The sequence below is a fragment of the Rhodovulum sp. DZ06 genome (assembly GCF_050586345.1).
Taxonomy (GTDB): domain Bacteria; phylum Pseudomonadota; class Alphaproteobacteria; order Rhodobacterales; family Rhodobacteraceae; genus JBOCEF01.
Genome location: NZ_JBOCEF010000020.1, coordinates 1 through 23,568 on the forward strand (window position 1 = coordinate 1; position 23,568 = coordinate 23,568).

Annotated in this window: 11 protein-coding genes; 4 read left to right on the top strand and 7 right to left on the bottom strand. The window is 71.8% G+C overall.

Features of this window, described 5'->3' with window-relative positions; genetic code table 11:
- Positions 1-90: 90 nt before the first annotated feature.
- From accC to ACQ5SO_RS10575, 4 genes are all read right to left on the bottom strand, one after another.
- Complete coding sequence (gene accC / locus ACQ5SO_RS10560; protein WP_430941562.1) at positions 91-1,437, bottom strand: acetyl-CoA carboxylase biotin carboxylase subunit; 1,347 nt, start codon at positions 1,435-1,437, stop codon at positions 91-93.
- A 17-nt stretch (positions 1,438-1,454) separates the two neighbouring features.
- Positions 1,455-1,946 (bottom strand): acetyl-CoA carboxylase biotin carboxyl carrier protein, encoded by a 492-nt coding sequence (gene accB, locus ACQ5SO_RS10565; RefSeq protein ID WP_430941563.1) that lies wholly within the window; start codon positions 1,944-1,946, stop codon positions 1,455-1,457.
- Positions 1,947-2,105: 159 nt separating this feature from the next.
- Positions 2,106-2,876, bottom strand: coding sequence for a DsbA family protein (locus tag ACQ5SO_RS10570; protein WP_430941564.1), 771 nt, complete (start codon positions 2,874-2,876; stop codon positions 2,106-2,108).
- Between the two features lie 153 nt (positions 2,877-3,029).
- Positions 3,030-4,379 (bottom strand): M48 family metalloprotease, encoded by a 1,350-nt coding sequence (locus ACQ5SO_RS10575; protein WP_430941565.1) that lies wholly within the window; start codon positions 4,377-4,379, stop codon positions 3,030-3,032.
- Between the two features lie 153 nt (positions 4,380-4,532).
- On the opposite strand from ACQ5SO_RS10575, the gene ACQ5SO_RS10580 reads away from it, so the two are divergent.
- The gene (locus ACQ5SO_RS10580) at positions 4,533-5,666 is read left to right on the top strand and encodes a pyridoxal phosphate-dependent aminotransferase (RefSeq protein WP_430941566.1); all 1,134 of its coding nucleotides are present in this window, start codon (positions 4,533-4,535) and stop codon (positions 5,664-5,666) included.
- Positions 5,667-6,007: 341 nt separating this feature from the next.
- On the top strand, positions 6,008-6,631 hold the full coding sequence (locus tag ACQ5SO_RS10585; protein ID WP_430941567.1) for a choice-of-anchor E domain-containing protein: 624 nt from the start codon (positions 6,008-6,010) through the stop codon (positions 6,629-6,631).
- 468 nt (positions 6,632-7,099) lie between these two features.
- Here the strand turns inward: ACQ5SO_RS10585 and ACQ5SO_RS10590 are convergent, their stop codons facing one another.
- Positions 7,100-10,642, bottom strand: a complete 3,543-nt coding sequence (locus ACQ5SO_RS10590) for an Rne/Rng family ribonuclease (RefSeq protein WP_430941568.1) — start codon at positions 10,640-10,642, stop codon at positions 7,100-7,102.
- 497 nt (positions 10,643-11,139) lie between these two features.
- On the opposite strand from ACQ5SO_RS10590, the gene ACQ5SO_RS10595 reads away from it, so the two are divergent.
- Positions 11,140-12,366 (top strand): N-acetylmuramoyl-L-alanine amidase, encoded by a 1,227-nt coding sequence (locus ACQ5SO_RS10595; RefSeq protein ID WP_430941569.1) that lies wholly within the window; start codon positions 11,140-11,142, stop codon positions 12,364-12,366.
- Between the two features lie 290 nt (positions 12,367-12,656).
- Positions 12,657-15,686, top strand: a complete 3,030-nt coding sequence (locus tag ACQ5SO_RS10600) for a penicillin-binding protein 1A (protein ID WP_430941570.1) — start codon at positions 12,657-12,659, stop codon at positions 15,684-15,686.
- A 102-nt stretch (positions 15,687-15,788) separates the two neighbouring features.
- Here the strand turns inward: ACQ5SO_RS10600 and ACQ5SO_RS10605 are convergent, their stop codons facing one another.
- Positions 15,789-21,719, bottom strand: coding sequence for a hypothetical protein (locus tag ACQ5SO_RS10605; RefSeq protein WP_430941571.1), 5,931 nt, complete (start codon positions 21,717-21,719; stop codon positions 15,789-15,791).
- Positions 21,716-23,161, bottom strand: coding sequence for a hypothetical protein (locus tag ACQ5SO_RS10610; RefSeq protein WP_430941572.1), 1,446 nt, complete (start codon positions 23,159-23,161; stop codon positions 21,716-21,718). Before ACQ5SO_RS10610 ends, ACQ5SO_RS10605 begins: the two co-directional genes overlap by 4 nt.
- Between the last annotated feature and the right edge of the window lie 407 nt (positions 23,162-23,568).

Consider the following 23,568-nt stretch of genomic DNA (forward strand, 5'->3'; position numbering starts at 1 on the left):
CCCCCCCCCCCCCCCCCCCCCCCCCCCCCCCCCCCCCCCCCCCCCCCCCCCCCCCCCCCCCCCCCCCCCCCCCCCATTCCGCGAAGCGGATCAGGCGGTCATCTGCTCCAGCCAGCCTTCCAGCCAGCGGATGTCGTAATCGCCCGAGATCACCGCCGGGTCATGCACCAGCGCGTCGAAGAGCGGCGCGGTGGTGTCGATGCCGTCGACGATCAGCTCGGACAGCGCCCGGTCGAGGCGGGCGAGCGCGGCGGGCCGGTCCTCGGCATGGACGATCAGCTTGCCGATCAGCGAGTCGTAATGCGGCGGGATCCGGTAGCCGTCATAGATGCCGCTGTCCATGCGCACGCCGAGGCCGCCGGGCGCGTGGAACGCGGTGATCTCGCCGGGGCAGGGGGCGAAGCTGGGCAGGCGCTCGGCGTTGATCCGGCACTCGATGGCATGGCCGACGGGGACCAGGTCCTCCTGGCGCATGGTCATGCCCTCGCCCGCCGCGACGCGCAGCTGCTCCTTCACCAGGTCCACGCGGTAGACGGCCTCGGTCACCGGGTGCTCCACCTGCAGGCGGGTGTTCATCTCGATGAAATAGAACTCGCCGTTCTCGTAGAGGAACTCGATGGTCCCGGCGCCGCGATAGTTCATCGCCGCGACGGCCTCGGCGCAGGTCTTGCCGATCTCGGCCCGGCGCGCGGCGTCGAGCGCGGGCGAGGGGCATTCCTCGAACACCTTCTGGTGGCGGCGCTGGAGCGAGCAGTCGCGCTCCCCCAGATGCACCGCGCGGCCCATGCCGTCGCCGAAGACCTGGATCTCGATATGCCGCGGGCGGCCGAGATATTTCTCGATATAGACGGTGTCGTCGCCGAAGGCGGCCTTGGCCTCGGACCGGGCCGAGGAAAAGGCGACGGCGAGGTCGTCCGCCGTCTCGGCCACCTTCATGCCGCGCCCGCCGCCGCCCGAGGCGGCCTTGACGAGGACGGGGAAGCCCATCTCCTTCGCGACCTCCATCGCCTCCTCGACCGTGGCGACGCCGCCGTCGGAGCCCGGGACGCACGGGACGCCGAGCGCCTTCATGGTGTCCTTGGCGGCGATCTTGTCGCCCATCACCCGGATATGCTCCGCGGTCGGGCCGATGAAGGCGAGGCCGTGATCCTCGACCACCTGCACGAAGGCGGCGTTCTCGGACAGGAACCCGTAGCCGGGGTGGATCGCCTCGGCGCCCGTGACCTCGCAGGCCGAGATCACGGCGGGGATGTTCAGGTAGGAGCGCCCGGCGGGGGGCGGGCCGATGCACACGCTTTCATCCGCCAGGCGCACATGCATGGCGTCGGCGTCGGCGGTGGAATGGATGGCGACGGTGGAGATTCCCATCTCCTTGCACGCGCGGTGGATGCGCAGCGCGATCTCGCCCCGGTTGGCGATCAGGACCTTGCGGAACATTCAGGCGTTCCCCCCGATCACTCGACGATCATCAGCGGCGCGCCGTATTCGACGGGCGAGCCGTCGTCGACGAGGATCCGCTTCACCGTGCCGGCATGGGGCGCGGCGATCTGGTTCATGGTCTTCATCGCCTCGATGATCAGCAGCGTCTGGCCTTCGGAGACCTGGTCGCCGACCTTGACGAAGGCGGGCGCGCCCGGCTCGGCCTGGAGGTACACGGTGCCGACCATCGGGGACGGGACCGCGCCCGGGTGCAGGGCCGGATCCTCGGGGGCCGCGGCGGCCGGGGCGGCGGCGGCGGCCGGGGCCGCGACGGGCGCCGGGGCGGCGGCGGGGGCGGCCACGTGGTGAATCGCCGGGGCGACCGAGCTCTGGCGGCTGACGCGGACCTTCAGCTGGTCGTCCTCGCCATATTCCCGCTCGACTTCGATCTCGGACAGGTCGGTCTCCCGCAGAAGCTCGGCGAGCTGGCGGATGAAGGCGATGTCGCTGTCATGGGTCTTGGTCATGGGGATCTGCCGTCCGGATTTTTCACGCGCGGGTCGAAAGCGCCGCAGGGTTGGCGCGGGAGTACACCAAGGAACTAGGGATGAAAAGCGCCGCGGAAAAGAAGGGGCGCCGCAAGGGCGCCCCGGATGGGTTCGAATTTCGCCCGATCGGCGGGCGGATCAGCCCTCGCGCTCGGCCCGCACCACGTCCTGCAGGTCCTTGAGCGGCTTGAACCCGCGCACCAGCTGGTCGCCGATGACGAAGGTCGGGGTGCCCTCGATCCGCAGTTGCTGGGCCAGCGCGTAGGTGCGCTCCAGCTTGCCCTTGATCTCGGGGGACTGCATGTCCTCGCGCATCTGCGCCAGGTCCACGTCCGAGGCCTTGGCCAGCCGCTCGATCGTCTTCATGTCGAGCCGGCCGCGATGGGACATCATCGCGTCGTGGAACTCGTAATAGTCGGCGCCCTGCATCATCGCGGCCATGGCGGCGCGGGCGGCGAGGACCGAGGATTCGCCCAGCACCGGGAATTCCTTGATGACGTAGCGGATGTTGCCGTCCATGCGGAGCATCGCCTTCACGTCCTCATGCGCCTTCTTGCAGTAGCCGCAGTTGTAATCGAGGAACTCTACCACCGTGACGTCGCCGTCGGGATTGCCCGCGACGAAGGAATAGCCGTCGTCGCGCAGCTCGCCGCGCAGCGCGGCCAGCACCTGCGCCTCCTCCTCGGCCTGGGCGACGCGGCGGCGCTTCTCCAGCTCCTGGATCGCCTCCATCACCACCTCGGGATGCTCGAGCAGGTAGGCGCGGATCTCGGTGCGCAGCGCCTCGCGCGCGGCGTCCGACAGGCCCTCTTCGGCGGCGGCCTGCCCGGGGGCGAAGGCCAGCGCGGCGGCGAGCGCCGGGGCGGCGAGGGCGGGGGAGAGGCGGCGGAGCGCGGAAGCTCGGATCATCTGGGCGGTTCTCCTGGGCCGGTTGGACGGGCGGCGGCCCGGTCCTGCGGGGGTCTGTCGCGCCGCCCCTTGCCCGCGCGGCGGGGGAGCGGCGGAAAGTACGGGCCTCGCCCGTGGTTCAGGGCGGAGCCTAGCGGACGCGCGCGCGGGTTCCTAGTCGCGCGGCCCGAGGCTCGCGGTGATGTCATCGGCGCGCAGCCACTCGGGCGACCCCTCGGGCAGCAGCGACTTGGCCCGGCGCGCCTGGATCACCGCGTCGTGCCGGGCGCCGACCAGGGCCAGCCGCTCGGCCGTCGCCAGCGCCGCCTTGCCCTCCTCGCCCGCGCGGGCATAGGCGAAGGCGAGGTCGCGCAGCACCGACGGATCGCCCCCGTCGGCCTCGCGCGCGCCGGTCTCGAGCAGTGCGACCGCCTCGCGCGCCGCCGCCTCGCCCTCGCGGGTCAGCAGCGCGCGGCCCAGCTGGGCGCGGATCAGCGGCTGGTCGGGCGCCAGCCGCGCCGCCTCGCGATAGGCGGCGACGGCGTCGGGCCCCTCGCCCGACTCGAGCAGGAACTGGCCCTTGAGCTCGTGGTAATAGGCATCGTCCGGGTGCAGCGCGATCAGCCGGTCGACGGTCGCCTGCGCGCCCCGGGGATCGGGCAGCCGGTGCAGCGCGACCGCCCGGCGCAGCAGGTCGAATTCATCGAGGCCCTCGGGCCCGCCCACGTCGTTCAGCACGCTGGCGGGGTGGTCGAGGAACCCGTCGAGCTTGGCCTTCATCCGCGCGAAGGCATAGACGAATTCCGGGTCCGGCGCCTTCCCGGCGGCGGGGCTTTCCGCCGCCCGCCGCTGGGTGAACGCGAGGCGCGAGGAGCTGATCGGGTGGGTGGAGACGTAGGGGTCCCGCTGCGCGGCCGAGAAGATCTCCTGCCCGCGGAAGCGGTCGAGCACCTTGAGCATCCCCGCCGGGTCCACGCCCGCGGTCTCGAGATAGGTGAGCGCGGCCTGGTCGGCGGCGGCCTCCTCCGAGCGCGAATGGGCGAGGAGCGCGCGGCGCGCGGCTTCCTGCGGCCCGAGCCCGCCGGCCAGCGCGGCCTCGCCCGATCCCGCCGCGGCGGCCGCCGCGACCCCGAGGATCGAGGCGACCAGCGCCGGGCCCTGCAGGTTGCGCGCGGCGATGGCGCGGCGCGCCAGGTGCCCGCCGGTCATGTGCCCCGCCTCGTGCGCGATCACGCCCAGGAGCTCGTCCGGCCCGTCCATGTCCTGGATCAGCCCGGTGGTGATCACCAGCTGGCGGCCCCCGAACACGAAGGCGTTCGGGGCGCCGTCATTCACCAGGTAGATGTTGACCGCCTCGGGGCGCAGCCCGGCGGCCTGGAAGATCGGCCCGGACAGGGTGCGCAGCGTGGTCTCGATCTCGGCGTCGCGGATCAGCGACAGCGCCGCGGCGGGGGCGGCCGACGCGGCGGCGACGGCGAAGCTGAGGGCGGCGGCGAGGGCGCGGCGGCCGGGCAGGGGGCGCATGGCGGCGGTCTCCGGGTCGGCGCCCGCAGGGGGCGCGGCAGGGGCGCGGCAGGGGGCTGCGTTGACGGCGCGCGGGGCGCCGCGTAGCCCTGAAGGCGACGGCCGCGTCCCGATCCCGGGGGCGGCCGAACTGTTAGAATAGGGCGATCCATCATGAAGATTTCAAGGCGTTCCGCCGTCGAAGCGTTCCGTGTCATGGATGTGATGGAGGCCGCGCGCCGCCGCGAGGACGCCGGTCACGACGTCGTGCATCTCGAGGTCGGGCAGCCCGCCACCCCCGCCCCGCGCCGCGCGCGCGAGGCCGCGGCGCGGCTGCTGAAGGACGGCGCGCCGATGGGCTACACCGTGGCGCTGGGCATCCCCGAGCTGCGCGAGCGGATCGCGCGGCGGATCAAGGAGGAATACGGCGCGGACGTCCCGGCCGAGCGGGTGATCGTCACCTCCGGCTCCTCCGCCGGGTTCATCCTGTCCTTCCTGGCGCTGTTCGACGTGGGCGATTCCGTGGTGATCGGCGACCCGGGCTACCCGTCCTACCGCAACACCCTGGCCGCGCTGGGGCTGGCGCCGCGGCGGGTGGCGACGGGCCCGGCGACCCGCTGGCAGCCGGTCGCGGGGGATCTCGGCGACGCCGCGGGGCTGCTCGCCGCCTCGCCCGCCAACCCCACCGGCACCATGCTGGACGAGGCCGCGATGAAGGCGCTGGTCGACGCCTGCGCGGCCTCGGGCGCGGCCTTCATCTCGGACGAGATCTATCACGGGCTGCACTGGAACGGCCGCTCGGTCTCGGCGCTGGAGTTCTCGGACGACGCGATCGTGATCAACTCGTTCTCGAAATATTTCTCCATGACCGGCTGGCGCGTGGGCTGGATGGTGGTGCCCGACAAGCTGGTCCGCCCGATCGAGAGGCTGGCACAGAACCTCTTCATCTGCGCGCCGCATGTCAGCCAGGTCGCCGCGCTGCACGCGCTTGATGCAACCGAGGAGCTGGAGACCTACCGCGCCGTCTACGCCCGCAACCGCGAGATCCTGCTCGACGGGCTGCCGGGCGCGGGGTTCGGGAATTTCGCGCCCTGCGACGGCGGCTTCTACATCTATGTGGACGTCTCGGAGCAATGCGACGACAGCCAGGACCTGTGCCGCCGGATGCTCGAAGAAGCGGGGGTCGCGGCGACGCCGGGGGTGGATTTCGACCCGGATCGCGGGGCGCAGGGGCTGCGCTTCTCTTTCGCCGGGTCCGAGGCGGACATGGTCGAGGCATTGCGGCGCCTGCGCAACTGGAAGCGTTGAGGTTTTCTTAGGCATTGATCGAAGCGTGCCTTTAAGCGATGCTTTCCGAGGTTGCCGTGGGAACGGGACACCCTCGCGATTCCCACGGAGGCCTCGCGCCGCACCGTCAGACGGGCGGTTAACCCTTTGGCTTCGCTTGAAGACTCAATTCTTACTGAGTTCTTCACAAAGCCGCTGCGGTGCGGTATCGTTCGATGGAATCGAAGGGACGGGGGTGAGTCGGCTTTCTTGGGGCGTCGACGCAGTCTGAATAAACACCGGCCTCGGTTTCATTTTTTGGGGATTCATCCTTGGAGAGCATCATGCGCAACACTCTCATCGCTGCTTCCGCACTGGCCCTTATGGCCGGCGCTGCGAACGCCGCGTCCATCAGCTACACCGCGTCGACCGATGGCGCCGCCATCGTCGGCTCGACCGGCGGCGGCTTCATCCAGCTGCCCGACTTCGACTCCGTGCTCGGCACCCTGACCGGTATCACCATCGAGTTCACCGGCTCCTGGTCCGACGAGTACCGTGCGGTGGCCGACACCGCCGCGGGCGACGCCTCGGCCGCGGATGACTTCGCGACCGCGACCATCGCCAACACCTTCACCACCCCGGGCGTGTCCTTCGCCGACATCACCGACGACGCCGGCCTGGCGTTCGACGTGTTCGTCGACTTCGGCGCTCCGTACGGCCAGGTCGTCTCCGGCGCCCTGTCGTCGACCGAGAACGTCCTGGCGGCCTTCTTCGGCGGCTTCACCGACGTGGGCACCGTGACCTTCGGGTTCGACGGCGACGCCGACCAGTCGTCCTCGGCCGACTCGGGCGTGCTGACCGGCCTGGTGGACTTCGCGTACGACCTCGACGCGACCATCACCTACACCTACACCGCCCCGCCCTCCGACGTCCCGGTGCCGGCCGCTCTGCCGCTCCTGGCCGCCGCGTTCGGCGTGATGGGCCTGGTGCGCGCGCGCCGCGCCTGATCCTTACCGGATCGGAGAATTGGGAACCGGCGGCCTTCGGGCCGCCGGTTTTCGTTTGCGCGCATGGTCGGGCGGCGGGCCTTGCAGGCGCCACCGCGCGGCCCCGGGATGCCTCGCGGCCCCGGCGGGCGGATGGCGCCGCCGGACCGCGCGCTGCAAGGGACGGCGGAGAGACCGGGGCGAGGGGAGGAGCGCCGCAGACCGCAGGCCCCTGGCGCAGGCGGCAGAGCGGGCCTGCGGACCGTCGCGGGCGCGGTCCAACGCCGCCCGGACCCGGCTCCACGGGTCCTGAACGGGCCGGCAGCGCGTCCGCACCCTGTCCCCGGGCGCCTGGCCCCACGCGCCCGGACGCGACGCGCCCGGAGCGGCTCGGGCCCCAGTCTGCGGACACGAAAACGGCGCGCTCCTCGCGGAGCGCGCCGTTTCATTTTGCATCGCGGCGTCGGACGGCGCCGGGCCTCCGGCCTGTCAGCCCTTGGACCACCAGCCCTTGCGCTTGGGCTTGGGCGGGCCGTCCTCGGCCTTTTCCTCGACCGCGGGGGCAGGGGCCGGGGTCTCTTCCTCCGCCGCGGCGACGGGGGCGTCCTCGGCCGGGGCCTCGTCCTGCGGCTGGGGCTCCGCCTCGACCGGGGCTTCGGCCACGGCTTCGGCCATCACGGCCTCGGCGGGGGCCTCTTCGGCGGTCTCGGGCTCGGCCTCGGGCTCGGTCGGGGCCTCGGCAGCAGGCGCAGCCTCGGCGGGCGCCTCTTCCGCGGTCGCCTCGGCCTCGGTCGCCGCCTCGGCGGGCGCATCGGGGGCTTCCGCAGGGGCCTCGGTCACGGCCTCGGCCGCGGGGGCCGGGGCCTCGGCGGCCTCGACCGTCCCGGCCTCATCGCCATCCGACTTCCGCTTGCGGCGGCGCCGGGTGCGCTTGGGGCTGGGCAGCGCGGCGGCGGCGTCCTCGGCCGCGGCCTGCTCCTCGGGCGTCGGGGCGGGCACGGCCTCGACCGACTCGTCCACATTCGGCACCGAGGAGACGGTCACGCCGGTGCCCTGCACCGAGCCCTCTTCGCCCTCGTCCGACTTCTTGCGCCGACGGCGACCGCCGCGGCGGCCGCGGCGACGGCGGTTGTCGTCGTCATCCGCCGACGGCGCGGGGGCCGGGGCAGGGGCGGCGCGCGGCGCCTCGGGGGCGGCCTCGACCTCCACCACGGCGGCGTCCTCCACCGGCTCCAGGTCCGCGTAGACGGCGGCGGCGGTCACCGCCGGGCCGGCCACGGGATGCCCGCGGGAGCGCTGCGGGCTCTTGACCCGCTCGACCGAGTGCTGCGGCGTCACCAGCATCGGATCGGCCTCGATCCGCACGGTGATGTCGCAGCGCTGCTCGATGCGCATCAGGTGCTCGCGCTTCTGGTTCATCAGCCAGTTGGCGACCTCGACCGGCGCCTTGACCAGCAGCTCGGGGGCGCGGCCGCGCTGGCCCTCTTCCTCGAGCGCGCGCAGGATCGCCAGCGCCATGCTCTCGGGGCTCCGCACGATGCCGGTGCCGTGGCAATGGGCGCAGGGGGCGGTCGTCGCCTCCAGCATCCCGGGCCGCAGCCGCTGGCGGGACATCTCCATCAGGCCGAAGGACGAAATCCGGCCGGTCTGGATCCGCGCGCGGTCGGTCTTGATCGCGTCCTTCAGACGCTTCTCGACGGCGCGGTTGTTCCGGCTCTCCTCCATGTCGATGAAGTCGATGACGATCAGGCCGGCAAGGTCGCGCAGGCGCATCTGGCGGGCGACCTCCTCGGCCGCCTCCAGGTTGGTCTTCAGCGCGGTGTCCTCGATCGAGCCTTCCTTGGTGGATTTGCCCGAGTTGACGTCGACCGCGACCAGCGCCTCGGTGATGCCGATCACGATATACCCGCCCGAGCGCAGCTGCACCGTCGGGTTGAACATCGCGTTCAGCTCGCTCTCCACCTGGAAGCGGGTGAACAGCGGCGAGCCCTCGTCATACTTGACCACCGCGTCGAGGTGATCGGGCATGAGCATGGACATGTAATCGCGCGCCTCGCGCCACCCGGCCTCGCCCTCGACCAGGATCTGGTCGATCTCGCGGCTGTAGAGGTCGCGGATGGAGCGCTTGATCAGCGAGCCTTCCTCGTAGATCAGCGCGGGCGCGATCGACTTGAGGGTGAGGTCGCGGATCTGCTCCCACTGGCGCAGCAGGAACTCGTAGTCGCGCTTGATCTCGGCCTTGGTGCGCTTGGCGCCCGCGGTGCGGACGATCAGGCCCATGCCGCGCGGAACCTCGAGCTCCCCGGCGATTTCCTTGAGCTTCTTGCGGTCGGCGGCGTTGGTGATCTTGCGGGAGATGCCGCCGCCGCGGGCGGTGTTGGGCATCAGCACGCAGTAGCGGCCGGCGAGCGACAGGTAGGTGGTCAGCGCGGCGCCCTTGTTGCCGCGCTCTTCCTTCACGACCTGGACCAGCAGGATCTGCCGGACCTTGATCACTTCCTGGATCTTGTAGCGGCGCACGCGGGAGCGGCGGGGCGCGGCGGCGACCTCCTCGGCCTCGACCGCGGGGGCGCGTTCGGGGCGGGCGGGCTTGTCGTCCTCGTCCTTGTCGTCGTCGCGGCGGGAGCGGCGCGAGCGGGAGTTCCCGCCGCGGCGGGAGCGGCGGCGGCGGCGCGAGGAGCGGTCGTCGTCGCCATCGGCGTCCTCGTCGCCCTCGCCATCGTCCTCGTCGTCCGAGCCGTCCTCGTCATCGGAGGCGTCGTCGTCGTCGGAGGAGGCGTCATCGGAGGCGTCGTCGTCGTCGGAGGCGGTTTCGGCGTCGTCCTCGGCGGCCTCGGGGGCCTTCGCCTCGACCTCGGCCTCGACCTCGACCGGCGCTTCCTGCGCGGTGGCGGCCTCGGCGGTCTCGGCCTCGGCGGGGGTTTCTTCCGCCGCCTCGGCCTGCGCCGCGTCATCGGTCTTCACCGGGGCGTCGCCGCCCTCGTAGGGCTCTTCGATCTTGTCGTCGTCGAGGCCGGTGGATTCGGCCATGGATTTCGGATCCTCGCCGTCCTTCGGCGCGGACTCGTCCGTCTCTGCGGCCTGGTTCTCTTCGGCCTGGGCCTCTTCGGCCTGGGCCTCTTCGACCTGGGCCTCTTCGGTCGGGGCGTCTTCGGCCTCGGGCGCGGCCTCCTCGGGGGCGGCGGCCTGGGTCCCGGTCTCGGGCGTCTCGGCCTCGGCCGGGGCGTCCGCCTCGACCACGGCCTCGGGTTCGGCCACGGCGTCGGCGGTCACCGTCTCGGCCGCGGGGGCATCGGCGGCGGCGTCCTCGGCCGGGGCTTCCGGCGTGGTTTCGGCCTGGATTTCCGTCGGGGCCTCGGCGGTCTGCGCCTCGGCCTGAATCTCGGCCTGGGCCTCGGGCTGCTCCGCCGCGGTCTCGGCCGGGGTCTCCGGCGTGTCGGGCTGGGCGTCGCCGGCGTCGTCGCTCACCAGCGCGGGGGCGTCATCCTCGGACGCCGCATCACGCGGGTCGGCGGCGTCGCGCGGATCATCGGCGTTGTCCACGCCGATCCCGGAGGTGTCGCCCCGGCGACGGCGCGCGCGCCCGCCGCGGCGCGAACGGCGCCGGCGGCGGCCGTCCTGGCCGTCCTCATCATCCTCGTCATCGCCCTCGGACGGCGCCTCGGCGCGGCCGCGGGACTTCTTCGCGGGCGCCTCCTCGGCGTCCTCCTCGGCGCGGGCGCGGGACTTCTCGGCCTCGGCGCGCGCGGCTTCCTCCTCGGCCAGCAGCGCGTCGCGGTCGGCCTTGGGGATCTGGTAGTAGTCCGGGTGAATTTCCGAGAAGGCGAGGAACCCGTGCCGGTTCCCGCCATACTCCACGAAGGCCGCCTGGAGGGACGGCTCGACGCGCGTCACCTTGGCGAGATAGATGTTTCCGGCGAGCTGCCTCTTGCTGATCGACTCGAAGTCGAACTCGTCTACCTTGGCGCCGTCCAGCACGACGACCCGAGTTTCCTCGGAATGCGTCGCGTCGATGAGCATCTTCTTGGCCATGTTCTCCTGCCCCGGCGCGCCGGTCGCGGATCGGGTCCGCGGGCCGGGGCGCCGGCATTCTTGCGCGCGAGAAGGCCCCGCGCCCCGTCGCAGGACCGCCGGCGCACAGGGGCGCCCGGGCTGAGGTCTCTGCAGAGGGGGGCGAAGGGCATCGCGTCGGTCTCCTGAAATGACCCCCCTGGGGGTCGAAAAAAGCGGGTCGGTCCGGCGCGCGGATCCTCCGCGAATTTTCGCGGGGCGCGGCCGATCGGGCGGTTCGGGACACCGGACCCATGCACCGTCGGTTGTGGCCGGGGCGGGGTCAGGGGCCGCGATCTACCGAAGAACCTGTCGTTCCGTGGCGTAAGGAGGCCGGGCGAATCATCGCGCGCCTCCTGCAGCGACTTGGTGACTGTATGCTTGCCATGCGAGGGTTGACAATCAATCTCCGACGCGGTGAAGCGCAAAAGCGTTGCGCGCCCTAGGGGATGCGCGGATCGGACGGGGGCGGAAGGCCGGTGGAGACGGGGCTGAGAGCATGGGCGCGGCGCGCCGGGGCGGCGGCGCTGATCGTCGCGGCGGGCCTGGCATGGGCGCCGGGCGGACCGGCGCGGGCGCAGGGCGCGGCGTCTCCGGCCGGGGGCGTGCAGGTCCCCGCCGCCGAGGCGCCCGCGGCGCGCAGCCTGCGGATCGAGCGGCTCGACCGGCGGCGCAGCGAGCTGGTCCTCGACCTCTCGGGCCCCACCCCCTGGCGGGCGTTCTTCCTGGCGGACCCGCCGCGCATGGCGCTGGATTTCGGCCCCGTCGACTGGTCGCAGACGAAGGCGCGGGTGGACCCGGACGGCCTCGCCTCCGCCGCCCGCTTCGGCCTCTTCGCCCCCGGCCGGTCGCGTCTCGTGGTCGACCTGGCGCGCCCGGTCCGCATCCGCCACGGCGCGCTGAGCGATACGCGCGCGGGCGCCCGCCTGCGCCTGCTGCTCGAGGAGACCGACGCCGAGAGCTTCGCCGCCCTCGCCGGCTGGCCCGACGACGCCCGCCCCGCCGCGCCGCCCCCGCCGCCGCAGACCGACGGCCCGCCGGTGGTGGTGATCGACCCCGGCCATGGCGGCGTCGATCCCGGCGCGATCCGCGGCGAGACGATGGAGAAGGACCTGGTCCTCGCCTTCGCGCAGGACCTCTTCGCCGCGCTCGAGGCCTCGGGGCGCTGGCGGCCGGTGATGACCCGGACCGGGGACGTCTTCGTCAGCCTGCGCGACCGGGTGGCCTTCGCCGAAGCGGCGGGCGCGGCCGCGTTCCTGTCGATCCATGTCAACGCGCTGGAGAGCGGCGAGGCCACGGGCGCCTCGATCCACACCCTGAGCCGCGAGGCGTCCTCGGAGGAGGCCGCCGCCCTCGCCGCTTTCGAGAACCGCGCCGACCTGCTGGCCGGGGTGTCGCTGGAAGGGGAGGGGGACGACGTCGCGCGCGCGCTGATCGACCTGTCGCGCCGGCGCACCGACAAGCGCTCGCGCGGCCTCGGCGAGGCGCTGGTGGACGCGCTGCGGGGCCGCGCGGCGCTGCTGGAGGGGCGGGCGCATTCCCACGCGGGGTTCCGGGTGCTCAAGTCCCCCACCGTGCCCTCGGCGCTGGTGGAACTGGGCTTCATGTCCACGGAAGGGGATCTCGAGAAGATCCGCGACCCCGCCTGGCGGGCGCGGGTGGCGGCGGGGATGGTCGAGGCGCTGGCGGACTGGGCCGGACGCTGAGCCGGGCCGGGGCCTGGGCCTGGGCCTGAGCCGGGACCGCGCCGGGGCTGGGCCGCGATTCCGCCAGGCGGCGGGGCGGCGCGCCCGAAGGGCCTGATCCGGCCCAATTTTCGCCGCGCCGGGCGGTCATTCCCGGGGCAGGGCGCAGCCCGCCCGCGCTCCTGCACGGCCCCGCGCGCAATCCGTGCAAACGCGCAACAATCCCTGCGCCGCGGCGCCCGCCATCCTGTCGCGCGGCGCGCCGACGCTATATCGTCCCCCATCCCGCGCAAAACCCGAGTCGAGCCTCCATGAACCGCATCTTCGCCTCGCTCTTCAGCCTGATCTCCCTCGGCGTCCTCGTCGGCCTCGGGGTGGTGTTCGGCGTGATCGTGTTCATGGGCCGCGACCTGCCCAGCCACGAGAGCCTGCAGAACTACCACCCGCCGATGCTCACCCGCGTCTATGCGCGCGACGGCGAGCCGATCGCGGAATACCTCAAGGAGCGGCGCTTCTTCGTGCCCATCGACGAGATGCCCGAGCTGATGAAGCAGGCGGTGATCGCGGCCGAGGACAAGAACTTCTATTCCCATCCCGGCTTCGACATCCGCGGCATCGTCTCGGCCGTCATCGACGCGGCCCAGGGCAAGCGGCTGCGCGGCGCCTCGACCCTGACCCAGCAGGTGGTGAAGAACTTCCTGCTCTCCTCGGACCGGGCGCTGGAGCGCAAGGTGAAGGAGCTGATCCTCGCCTTCCGCATCGAGCAGGTGATGACCAAGGACCAGATCTTCGAGCTGTACCTCAACGAGTTCGAGCTCGGCGCCTGGTCCTTCGGCTTCCCGGCCGCGGCGCAGAACTATTTCGGCAAGAATGTCGACGACCTCGAGATCCACGAGGTCGCCTATCTCGCCGCCCTGCTGAAGGGCCCCTCGGTGCTGCACCCGGTGCGCTATCACGACGAGGCGGTGGACCGGCGCAACTATGTCATCGGGCGGATGGAGGCGGTGGGCTTCATCACCCCCGAAGCCGCCGAGACCGCCCGCGCCCAGCCGCTGGAGACGCTGCTGGACGGGTCCATCGAGAGCAGCCTGCCCGAGATCCCCGACGCCAACCATTTCACCGCCGAGGTCCGCCGCCAGCTGGTCGAGGAGCTGGGCGCGCAGGCGCTGGCGAAACACGCCTTCGCCTACCGCATCGACGGGCGCTCGGCCGCGCTGATGACCGAGGCGATCGGCGTTTCCGTCGCCGGCGGCGGCGTCGCCACCTTCGAGCGGCTGGACGACATCCGCGCCAAGGCCCGCATCCTGGCGCGCGAGGGGCTGAACCGCGGCCGCCCGCCGCTGCGCGCCGCGCAGATCGCGCAGCTTCTGCCGCAATTCGCCACCCCCGTGCGCGCCTCGGAGGTCGAGGCGGATGCGGGCATCGGCGGGCGCTTCATGCGCGGGACCCCGGTCTACGCGCTCGACGAGGACGGCGCCGAGGCGCTGTCGGAGATGCTGGGCGAGCCGGTGGCGGCCACCGCCATGCTCTCGGCCGACGCCCGCGCCGCCATCGTGCGCAAGCTGGGCGAGAAGGAGGTCCTCGCGGGCGGCCTCTCGGTCCGCGCCACGATCAACGCGCGCTACCAGGAGATCGCCGAGAACGCGCTGCGCGACCGCCTGGTCAGCTGGGACATCGAGCGCCGCGGCTGGCGCGGTCCGTTCGACGTGATCCCCGAGGAAAAGCTCGGGACCGAGGCCGACTGGCGCGCCGCGCTGGCCGAGCTGCGCGAGATCCCGCGCGACATCGACGGCTGGCGCCCCGCGGTGGTGCTGCTGGTGGGGAACAACGCGGCCCGCGTCGGCATCGAGGGCGTGGAAGAAGACGCCGACGGGCATTTCATCCCGGTCTCGGATTTCGCCTGGGCCCGCCCGCAGGACGAGGACGGGGAGCTCGGCCCCCGCCCGACGAAGCCGGGCGACATCCTCTCGGTCGGCGACGTGGTGTTCGTGACCGAGAAGCGCGGCGATGACGGCGCGTTCGAGGGCTGGTCGCTGCGCCAGATCCCCAGGCTGCAGGGCGCCTTCGTGGCGATGGACGCGCTCACGGGGCGCGTGCTGGCGATGACCGGGGGGTTCTCCTACCAGACCTCGGTGTTCAACCGCGCGACGCAGGCCAAGCGCCAGCCGGGGTCGAGCTTCAAGCCCTTCGTCTACGCCGCCGCGCTCGACAACGGCTACACGCCCTCGACCATCATCCTCGACGCCCCGATCACCATCGACACCGGCGCGGATGAGCTGTGGCGGCCCCAGAACGCCAGCCGCAAGTTCTACGGGCCGTCCCCGATGCGCGTCGGCATCGAGCAGTCGCGCAACGTGATGACCGTGCGCCTGGCGCAGGAGATCGGCATGGACCGCGTGGCGGATTACGCCGAGCGCTTCGGGGTCTACCGCAACATGCCGCACCACCTGAGCTACGCGCTCGGGGCCGGCGAGACGACGCTCTACCAGATGGTCTCGGCCTACGCGGTCTTCGCCAATGGCGGGCTGTCGGTGGAGCCGACCCTCGTCGACCGGGTGCAGGACCGCCGCGGGCGGACGATCTGGCGGCACGAGCCGGCGGTGTGCGAAGGCTGCGCCGCGCCGGTCGAGGTCGCGGATGCGCGGGCGGGCGCCGGCGTGGCGGCCGATGCGGCCGCGGCGCAGGAGCCCTGGGTGCGCCCCAATGCGCGGCGGGTCATGGACCCGGTGACGGCGTACCAGCTGACCTCGATGATGCAGGGCGTGGTGCAGCGGGGCACGGCGCGGCGGCTGGCGTCGCTGGACATGCCGCTGGCGGGCAAGACCGGCACCACCAACGACGCGCGCGACGTGTGGTTCCTCGGGTTCACCCCCGACATCGTGGTGGGCTGTTTCATCGGCTACGACACCCCGACCCCGATCGGGCGGGGCGCCGCGGGCGGCTCGCTCTGCGCGCCGGTGGCGCAGAGCTTCCTCGCGCAGGTCAAGGACGACCGCCCGGTCACCGACTTCCAGGTGCCCGAGACGGCCGTGGGCGTGAAGGTGGACCGGTTCTCGGGCGTGCGCCTGCCCGATGACGCGACGGGCGAGCACGTGGTGATCGAGGCGTTCCACCCCGAGGACGTGCCGCAGGTCGGCCAGTTCACCGGCGAGGGCGTGATCGGCGGCGAGCTGGCGGCGGCTTTCATGAGCGGCGAGGGCGACCTTCCGATGCGGGCCGAGGATGCGCCGGGCGAGGGCGCCGCGGCGCCGGTGGCGACGGGCGCAGAGGATGGCGGCGGCGCGCCGCGGCCGCCGCGGCCGGGCGCCGGGGGCGGCTTCGGCTCCGGGGGCCTGTACTGAGAAGGGGGGCGGTCCTGGCGGGCCGCCCTCTTGCGTTTGGGTGGGGCGTGGCGGGGGCTGCCGCCGCGCCTGAAGACGCGCTAGCCCGGGCGGCCGGCCGTGTCACCTGCCTTCGCCGGAGAAGTGGCGGAACCCTATGCGCGTGACGATCTCCTCCGATCCCGCGCCGCCGCTTTCGGCGCCCGCCCCGACCAGTTCGTGGACGGCCTCCAGCGCCTTCGACGGCGACATGTCCTGCAGGCCTGTCCCGGACGGGCCGCCCTTGCGGACGGCGTCGAGCCGTCGAAGCTGGAACTCCAGGTCGTTGCGTCCCGGGATATGGTGGATGGTCACCTCGTCGCGCGCTTTGCGGATCTCCTCGCGCGTGGCGTCCGAGAGCTCCCTCCCGAGCACGCTGCGCAGGACGCTGCTGCGCGCCGCGTCCACCATGCGCTGGATCTGCCCGTCCAGTTCGCGATCCTCCCGCGTGCGCACGGCGAGCGATGCATTGAACCGCTCCGCATCCGCCGCCGCGAACGGGATCGAGACCGGCCGCAGGAACATCTCGGTGCGCAGGACCTGGTGATCCTGGAAGATGGCGTGCTGGAGCGAGAACACGTCGTACAGACGCCGCGCCCCGTTCGCCAGCCAGGGCTTGCGCGCCTGGACGTCTTCGTCCTCCGGCGGCGCGTCGCAATGGATCAGCAGGTAGATGTCGCTCCAGCCCTCGCCCAGCAGCAGCGAGTCGCCATCGGCGAGGAAGCCGCCGATGGTCTCGACGGTCAGGGAGGGCAGGTCCCCGAAGCAGCGGGCCAGCTCGAGCGCGTCGCGCAGGCGCCCGCCGGAGGGGGCGGCGTCGTCGGCTTCTTCCGCGAGAACGTGGAACGGGTGCGTGGTCGGCTCGGCCTCGAACACCTTGCGCAGCGCGTCGGGCGTCCAGGCCGCACCGTCCCAGACCGGCGTGCACAGCGTCTTGAACCGTGCGGCCTCGGCATCCGCGAGATCGAAGCGCTCGTTCAGGCCGACGGCGCGCCGGAGCGCGCGGATCATCGCGGCTTCCGCCTGCGGGGTCGCCAGCGGGCGGTCCGGGCTGGTCCAGGCCCGGCGCGCCGCCCGCAGCCTGTGCACGAAGCCGAGGCGCGATGCGCGGCGATCAAGCCGGATCGACAGGACGGCGAGAAGATCGCTCTTCCTGTGCGGCGCAGCCCCGCCCCCGGACCCGGTCGGGGCGTTCCGCGCGGTCGCCGCGATCATCTTGTCGGCGAGCAGATCCACCGGCGGCGCGCCGAGCGAGACCGAGATGGTCTGCTCGCGGCGCTCGAAGAACGCCCGGAAGCCGAACTCCTGGTTGATCCGGCTGAACGGGCTTCCGGCCCGGTCCGCATAGAGCTTCCCGGCGACCCTCGGGGCGCGCGGATCCAGGATGGGCAGCCGCAGCTGCCCCAGCAGCTGCGTGTCCGAGAACAGGAAATAGTCGTATCGCCCGAGCGTCGCGAAGCGCCTGAGCCCGCGCGGCGCTCCGCCGTCAGGCGCGCCGATGCGGCGCGGGTCGGGCTGCAGGAAATGGGCCTGCGACGCCTCCGGATCCGTCGGCTTGGTCACGCAGCCGAAATCGCGCCACCAATGGGTGTCGATCAGGGACATGCGAGACAGGTTCATCGACCGGAAGCCGCGCAGGTCGCCCGCATCGGGCGGAGTCTCTCCGGGCGCCGTGCAGGCCTCGGTGAGGCCAGTGGAAAAGTCCTCCAGCACCGGGCTGCGCGTGCGCCGGTCGGCAAGCTGCTTCTCGCGGTCGGCCGCCAGCTCGAGCAGCGCGTTGACCGGACCGAAGGCGATCGCGGACCGCGCCATGGGGTCGATCACCGGGCGGATGTCCCGGAAGCGGCGCGCCTTGAGCGCCGACAGCCGCCGCGCCGTCCGCAGGTGCAGGCTGTGGCGCATGTGCAGCGGGCGGGCCTTGGCCTGCTGGAACCGCTCCTTCGCTTCCTGCGGGTCCCTGCTCGCGGTCTTGAGGATCTCCCACCCGTCGATCAGCGCCTGGCGCTTCAGCATCCCGATGCGCAGCAGCCTGCGCTTGAGCACGCGCTGCGCCGTGGCGCCGACCAACATGACGTCGGCGAGAGAGGGGGGCTCCCGCACGACCTGTTCGTGGGCGTCGTCCCGGAAAAGCCGCTTGATGTAGTCGCAGACCGGCTGGGTCGGCTCGTCCGACAGCTCCATCCACAGCACTTCGCGCTCCACCTCGCTCGCGGTGTAGGGCGGCTTTCCCTTCTTGGTCCTGAGCCGATCGAGCGCGGCCAGCAGCTTCTCCATCGACGCGCCGCTGCGGTCGCCCGGCACGCCGATGTCCCGGAACGGCTGCCGGTCGGGAAGGTGCATCGGCATCACCCCGTCCGGGTAGGCCCGGTCGAGCTTGAGGATCTGCAGCGCGCCGAGGCCCTCGAAATCCGCCGAGTCGAAGGCTTTTGCATTGTGCAGCCTGTCGGCGGCCCCGATCAGCCGGCCGATCTCGAACACCCGGAGGGACTGGACCATGTTGTCGCTCAGGCGGCGGACCAGCGGCGAAAACGCGAAGTCGCGGAGCGCCTTGATCTGCGCCGCCTCGTCCGTCGGGGCGACGGCGCTCTCGTCGATCTTCCTGAAGGTATGGTCGCGCTCGGCCCAGAACGCGCCGTCCAGGTTCTGCAGCATTTCGCTGCCGAGGTCGCGCGCAAGGCGGCGAAGGGCGACCAGGTGCGCCGAGGCCTGGCCCTGGAACGCATCGGCGTCGAGCTCGCGATACTCGTCCGCGATGTCGTTCAGCCGCTTGACGGCGGCGTCTCTCCAGTCGTCGAAATCCTTCGTGATCGGCTGCGCGGCAGGTTTCGCGGTTGCGATGGCCTTTTCGAGGTCGGCGCGGGCCTTCTCCACGCGCTCCGGGCGAAAGGGGCCCAGCTGGCGTTCCAGGATCTCGGCGAAGACCAGCGCGGCATGGGTGCGCAGGTGCGGCCGGCTTTCCTGCGCCAGCGCGCCGTAGGACTTGTCCCAGAATTCCCTCAGGAACTCGAGCTCGAGGAAATCGGCGTCGAGATCGGCGCCGAGCCAGCCGAGGATCACGCCGCCGATGCGCCTGGCGTAGAGTTCCCTGAGCTGGTCCCTGCGCGGCGCCCGGCCCGGGTCGCCGCTGGCTTTACGCGCGCGGATATCGGCTTCGACCTGTTCCAGCTGCCGGGCCAGCAGATCGGGCCAGCTTGGCGCGTCGGCCTGGGCCGCGCGGCCGCGCGGGTCCGCCAGGGCCGCCTTGGCCCAGGCTTCCCGGAGCCTCTCGAGCCCGCGCTCGAGCTCAGCGTCTCCCTCGCCCTCGCCCAGCGTGCAGGCGATGTCATGCACCACGTCCTGCATGAAGCGGTTGGTGCGCACGCCTTCGTGCCAGCGCGCCATGTCGCCGACGGGCCGCTCGGTCAGGTTCATCAGCATCCGGACCAGTTCGGCCAGCGCATCGGTCGCGTTCCGACGCTGGAAGAACCACATCTCGATGGCGAGCTGCACCACCTCGCGCCCAGGCGCGAAGTCGCTGGACAGGGTTTCGAGAAGGCACCATTCGCGCCCGTCCGGCGTGCGCCCGTTGACCTTGGCGAACAGCTCCATCGTCCGGAACATCGAGCTTTGCCAGGGGACGTCGCCGAGCTGCCGGAAGACGGGAACCCTCTCCACGATGTCGTCCAGCCGGTCGCGCTGCGCCTTCGGGTCTGCCGCCGGGCCCATGTCGGCCAGCGCCTGCCGGGCGCGGCGCATGTGGCGCAGGGTGCGGTCATCGGCGGTGACATAGAGGGCGGTGAACGCGATCAGGCTGTCCGCGGACCGCAGCGCCGGGAAGGTTGCGTCCAGCCCCTGGTCGACCGCGGCGGCCCAGGCGGCGAGACGGTCCGCGGCATGCAGCCCCAGGAAGGATCGCGCGGCCCTGAAGGGCGGCGTCCCGCCCTCCAGCAGGCGTCCCGTCCGCTCGGCGCAGCGTCCCGGCGTCAGCAGCCAGTGCGACGCGCGATCCGGTTGGGCGGCCTTGCGCTCGGCCATGAACTCCACGAGCCGGCCGTGCATCTGCCGCGTCAGCGCGCCGCCGGTCGGGGCGTCGTCCAGGACGTCGTTGCGCGCCTGCGCCGCCTTGGAATTCAGCCGGTCCGCCGCGGGCGCATGCAGCCCGCCGGTGTCGCGGCGAAACTGCATCAGCGGGTGCAGCGCGCCGGAGGTCCGGATGCGGGTGACGATCATGCGCGCGTAGATGTCCCAGTCGTCGACGTCCACGTCGTCGCCGAGCTTGGGGCGGTGCAGCGCCCTCAACCTGTCATGGAGCAGCCTGACGCAGCCGACCACGCCGTCCGTCATGGTGTCGGCCAGCCCGTCTTCAGCCGGCACGGGCTGCGTTGCATGAAGCACGTCCGCGATGACCACGAGCCGCAGGTACCAGAACCGGGAAAGCTTCACGTAGCCGGCGCCTTCCTCGAGGATCCGCTCCAGCATCCCGAGGTCCCGCCACTCCCTCCAGTCGCTGCGCTGGGCGATGCGCCCGACGGTCGTGCCGAGGAGTTCCTGGAACAGGGCGAACAGGTATCCGGGCCCCGTCACCGTGGCGGCGAGGATGTCGGCCAGGATCTCCCGCATCTCGCTTTCATGCCGGGCGTGGGTCTCCTCGGAATCGATCTCGGCGAGCCGGTCCGACTTGACCGACATCAGCCCCTGCCAGAGCTCCGTCAGCGGCTCGTGGAGCCCGGTCCGCTCCAGCGGGGACGCCATGTCGCCGAAGACCTCGACGAGGACGCAGTGCGCGGCTTCGTGCGCGATCACCGGCTGCAGGTCGGGCCGGTCGGGCATCCAGAAGCTGGTGTTCACCGCGAAGGAGGAGAAGGACGGCATCTGCGCGATGTAGTCCTCCGATTTCCGGCCGCGGCGCCGGCCGGTCGCGGAGCGGTTGGAGCGGGTGATGCCGAGCGTTTCGGCGTTGTTCGAGGTATAGTTGTGGGCCCACCGATGAATGAAGGTGGGCATGCCGGGAAACAGGGTGTCTTCGTCGCCCTCCTCGTCGTCTTTCGACAGAAGGCGGCGCACGAGCCGGGAGGTGTCGATGAACAGCTCTCGCGACCGTTCGCCCAGCATCTGGTGATACACGCCCTGTTCGCGCCGCCGCCCGGTGATCGGGCGGTGGTTCTCCTGCAGGCCGAGATCGATGGTCTTCTCGAAACTGGCGTGGAAGTCTTCGAGCCTGCGGATCGACAGCGCCATGTTCGCATGGGCGATCGACCGTGCGAGCAGGAAGTCGCCCCGGGCGATCCGCTTGCGCTCGTCACTGGCGCCCCTGACCCCGATGGCGGACGGGTTGAAGGCGCGCAGGCCGTAATAGGCGACATGCAGCTTGTCATGCACGAGGTTGCGCTTGAGGCTCTGCAGCGCCGCGAACCCGGCGTAGTGCGTCTCGAAGCTGTCGTCCCACTGCCCCGACAGGGCCCGTCGACGCAAGGCGCGGCTGATCGGGGCGACGGCGGCGCGCCAGGCGTCCGCGACGGCCAGGCGCGACTGGAATTCGGGGAAGGCGCCCTCGAGCTTCAGGTCGGGAAAGGCGGGCTCCGGCGTCCATTGGGCCTCCTTGTCCTGCGCGCCGCCGCCGGGCCGGCGCGCGCGCGCTTTCAGATCGCCGTCGGGCATCTGCGCGCGCTTGTCGTCGTCGCGCACGGGGAGCAGGGGGACGAAGGCTTCGGCCAGCCGCGGAATGGTCGCGCTCGGTCCCTTGAACAGACTGCTGGCGAACAGCCGGGTCCATCCCGCCTGTCCGCTCTGGCTCGGGCGGATCGCCTCCACGCCGCCGAAGATGAAGGATTCCTCGAAGCGCAGGGCGGCGTGGAGTTCCGGGAACCGCATGGTGTAGATGAGGTTCGCCTGGAGGTGCCGGACCTCCATCAGCAGGGTGTCGAACCGCTCCATGCTGTCGGCCAGCAACTGGAACGCCATCACCGCCTCGCGCTCCTGCTCGAGCGCGACGCCGGCGGAGTCCCTGGAGATCAGCAGCGGGCCGCGGCGGCTCATGCGTCCGTCTCCGGGTCCGTCTTCGCGTCGCTCTTGCCGATGGTCCTCGCGGTCGGCGTCGCCGTCGCCGTCCCGGGCGCGGGGACCAGGGCCGCCAGGTCGAGTTCGCACCTGGCGCGCCGCCACTCGCGTTCGTCGCCGACCGCGTCGTCCGGATCAAGGCCGAAGACCGCGTAGGGCGAGAAGGCGCATGTCGGGTCGCTCCGCAGCGACTGCACGCCGTTGGGATTGAGGTGCCCCCCCGCGGTCAAGGCGCCGAGAAAGGCCGCGAGCAGCCCGCCGAAAACGCCGCCGATCGCATTGCGCAGCTGCGGCCGCAGCTTTCTGTCGACATATCCCGCATTCGCGCGCGCCGCGTTCGCCGAGCTCGGCAGCACCCAGCTGGGCAGGGCCGCAAGCTCCTCCTCCGACGGTTTGAGCAGGTCGTCCAGCTCCTCCGACATCCGCGTCAGGTAGAGAAAGCACAGCCCCGACAGCAGGATGCCCGCGACGACCAGCGACGTCGGCAGCATGTGGCGCGACACCGCCGCCACCAGCAGGAAGCCCCAGGCCCCGACAAGGGGAAAGCTGGCCAGCAGGATCTTGCGATACGGCTTGTCCGTCATGCGCCGCACGAGGAACACCTTGGCCATCGCCGTTTGCATCGGGTCGCTGGCGGGCCTTTGCGCCAGCGTCGCGTCCACCGGCTTGAACGGCGCCGTCACATGCCCGAGGATGTGAAAGAAGCGCCTGAGAGAGCCGTGAACCATGGCATGCAGCACGGGCGCGATGTCTTCCAGCTGCGCCTGGCTTCGGACGGGGTCGGCCCGCGCCTCGTCCGCCTGCGCCATCAACTGCTTCGCGTGTTGCACCGACAGGCGGGTCGAGTTGAAGATCAAGGTGGGCGGCAGCGCCAGGAACGCGATGAAAACGCCGAACAGCCCGGCGGCGCTCCACCAGTTCACGGTGACGTCGAGCAGCCGCGCAGCCGCCAGCGTCGTCGCGAAGCCGAGGGCATACTGCCCGAGGGTCAGGAGGAAGCCGTAGTGGATCGCCAGGGCCTTGAGCCGCCGCAGGATCCGGTTGGGCCGCCGCGTCCGCGCGATCCATGTCGCGCCCTGGAGCAAGCCCGCCAGGCCGTGCATGCGCAGCGGGGCGGAGTGCGCGGTCCAGAGCACGGCCGCCGCGAAGCAGAGCGCCGCGGCGACCTGCAGATGCAGCCAGGGATCCCGGGACGCCGCGGCGTCCGCCGACATCGGCACGTGGTACAGCATGTCGAGGGTCAGCGCGCTCATCGCCGCGACCGCGAGCGCCCTGTGATGCATCAGCATCCCGTAGAAGGGCAGGGGGTGGATTTTCTTGAGGCGCTGCGACGCGCGCTCCTGCACGCCGATCATGAGCACGGGCGTCAGGTACTTCGCCGGATCACGTCCGACCGCGCGGGCCTTGCGGCCGATACGCACGCGGCGCAGGAGCTTCCAGCCCCTCCATATATTCACCCCCATTCAGACAGCGCCCCCCTGCAGCAGCTCCGACGTTCGGGGCGTTCCGGTGCGGAGACGGAAGGCGTCCGGGGCGTCGGGACTTGATTGCAACCCGCTCCCTCGAGGTCGCGGTTGGACCGGGTTCGGTCTGAAGGCGCCTCACGGGTTGAACGTTACTGAATGAACGGCGTATTTTACTTTTCGTCAACCTTTCTGCATCTGGCGCGCGGTTGCGCTCGGGGGCGAGGCCGGTCGGGGCTCGAATGACTGGTCCCGTAAAGGGGTCAAGCCGCCCGGACAGGCCCCAGTGTTGACGAGGCGTGTTGCTTCACCCTATTCTCCAGCGCCATGCAGTGCAGCAAACGGGATTGTTCATTGTTTGTTTG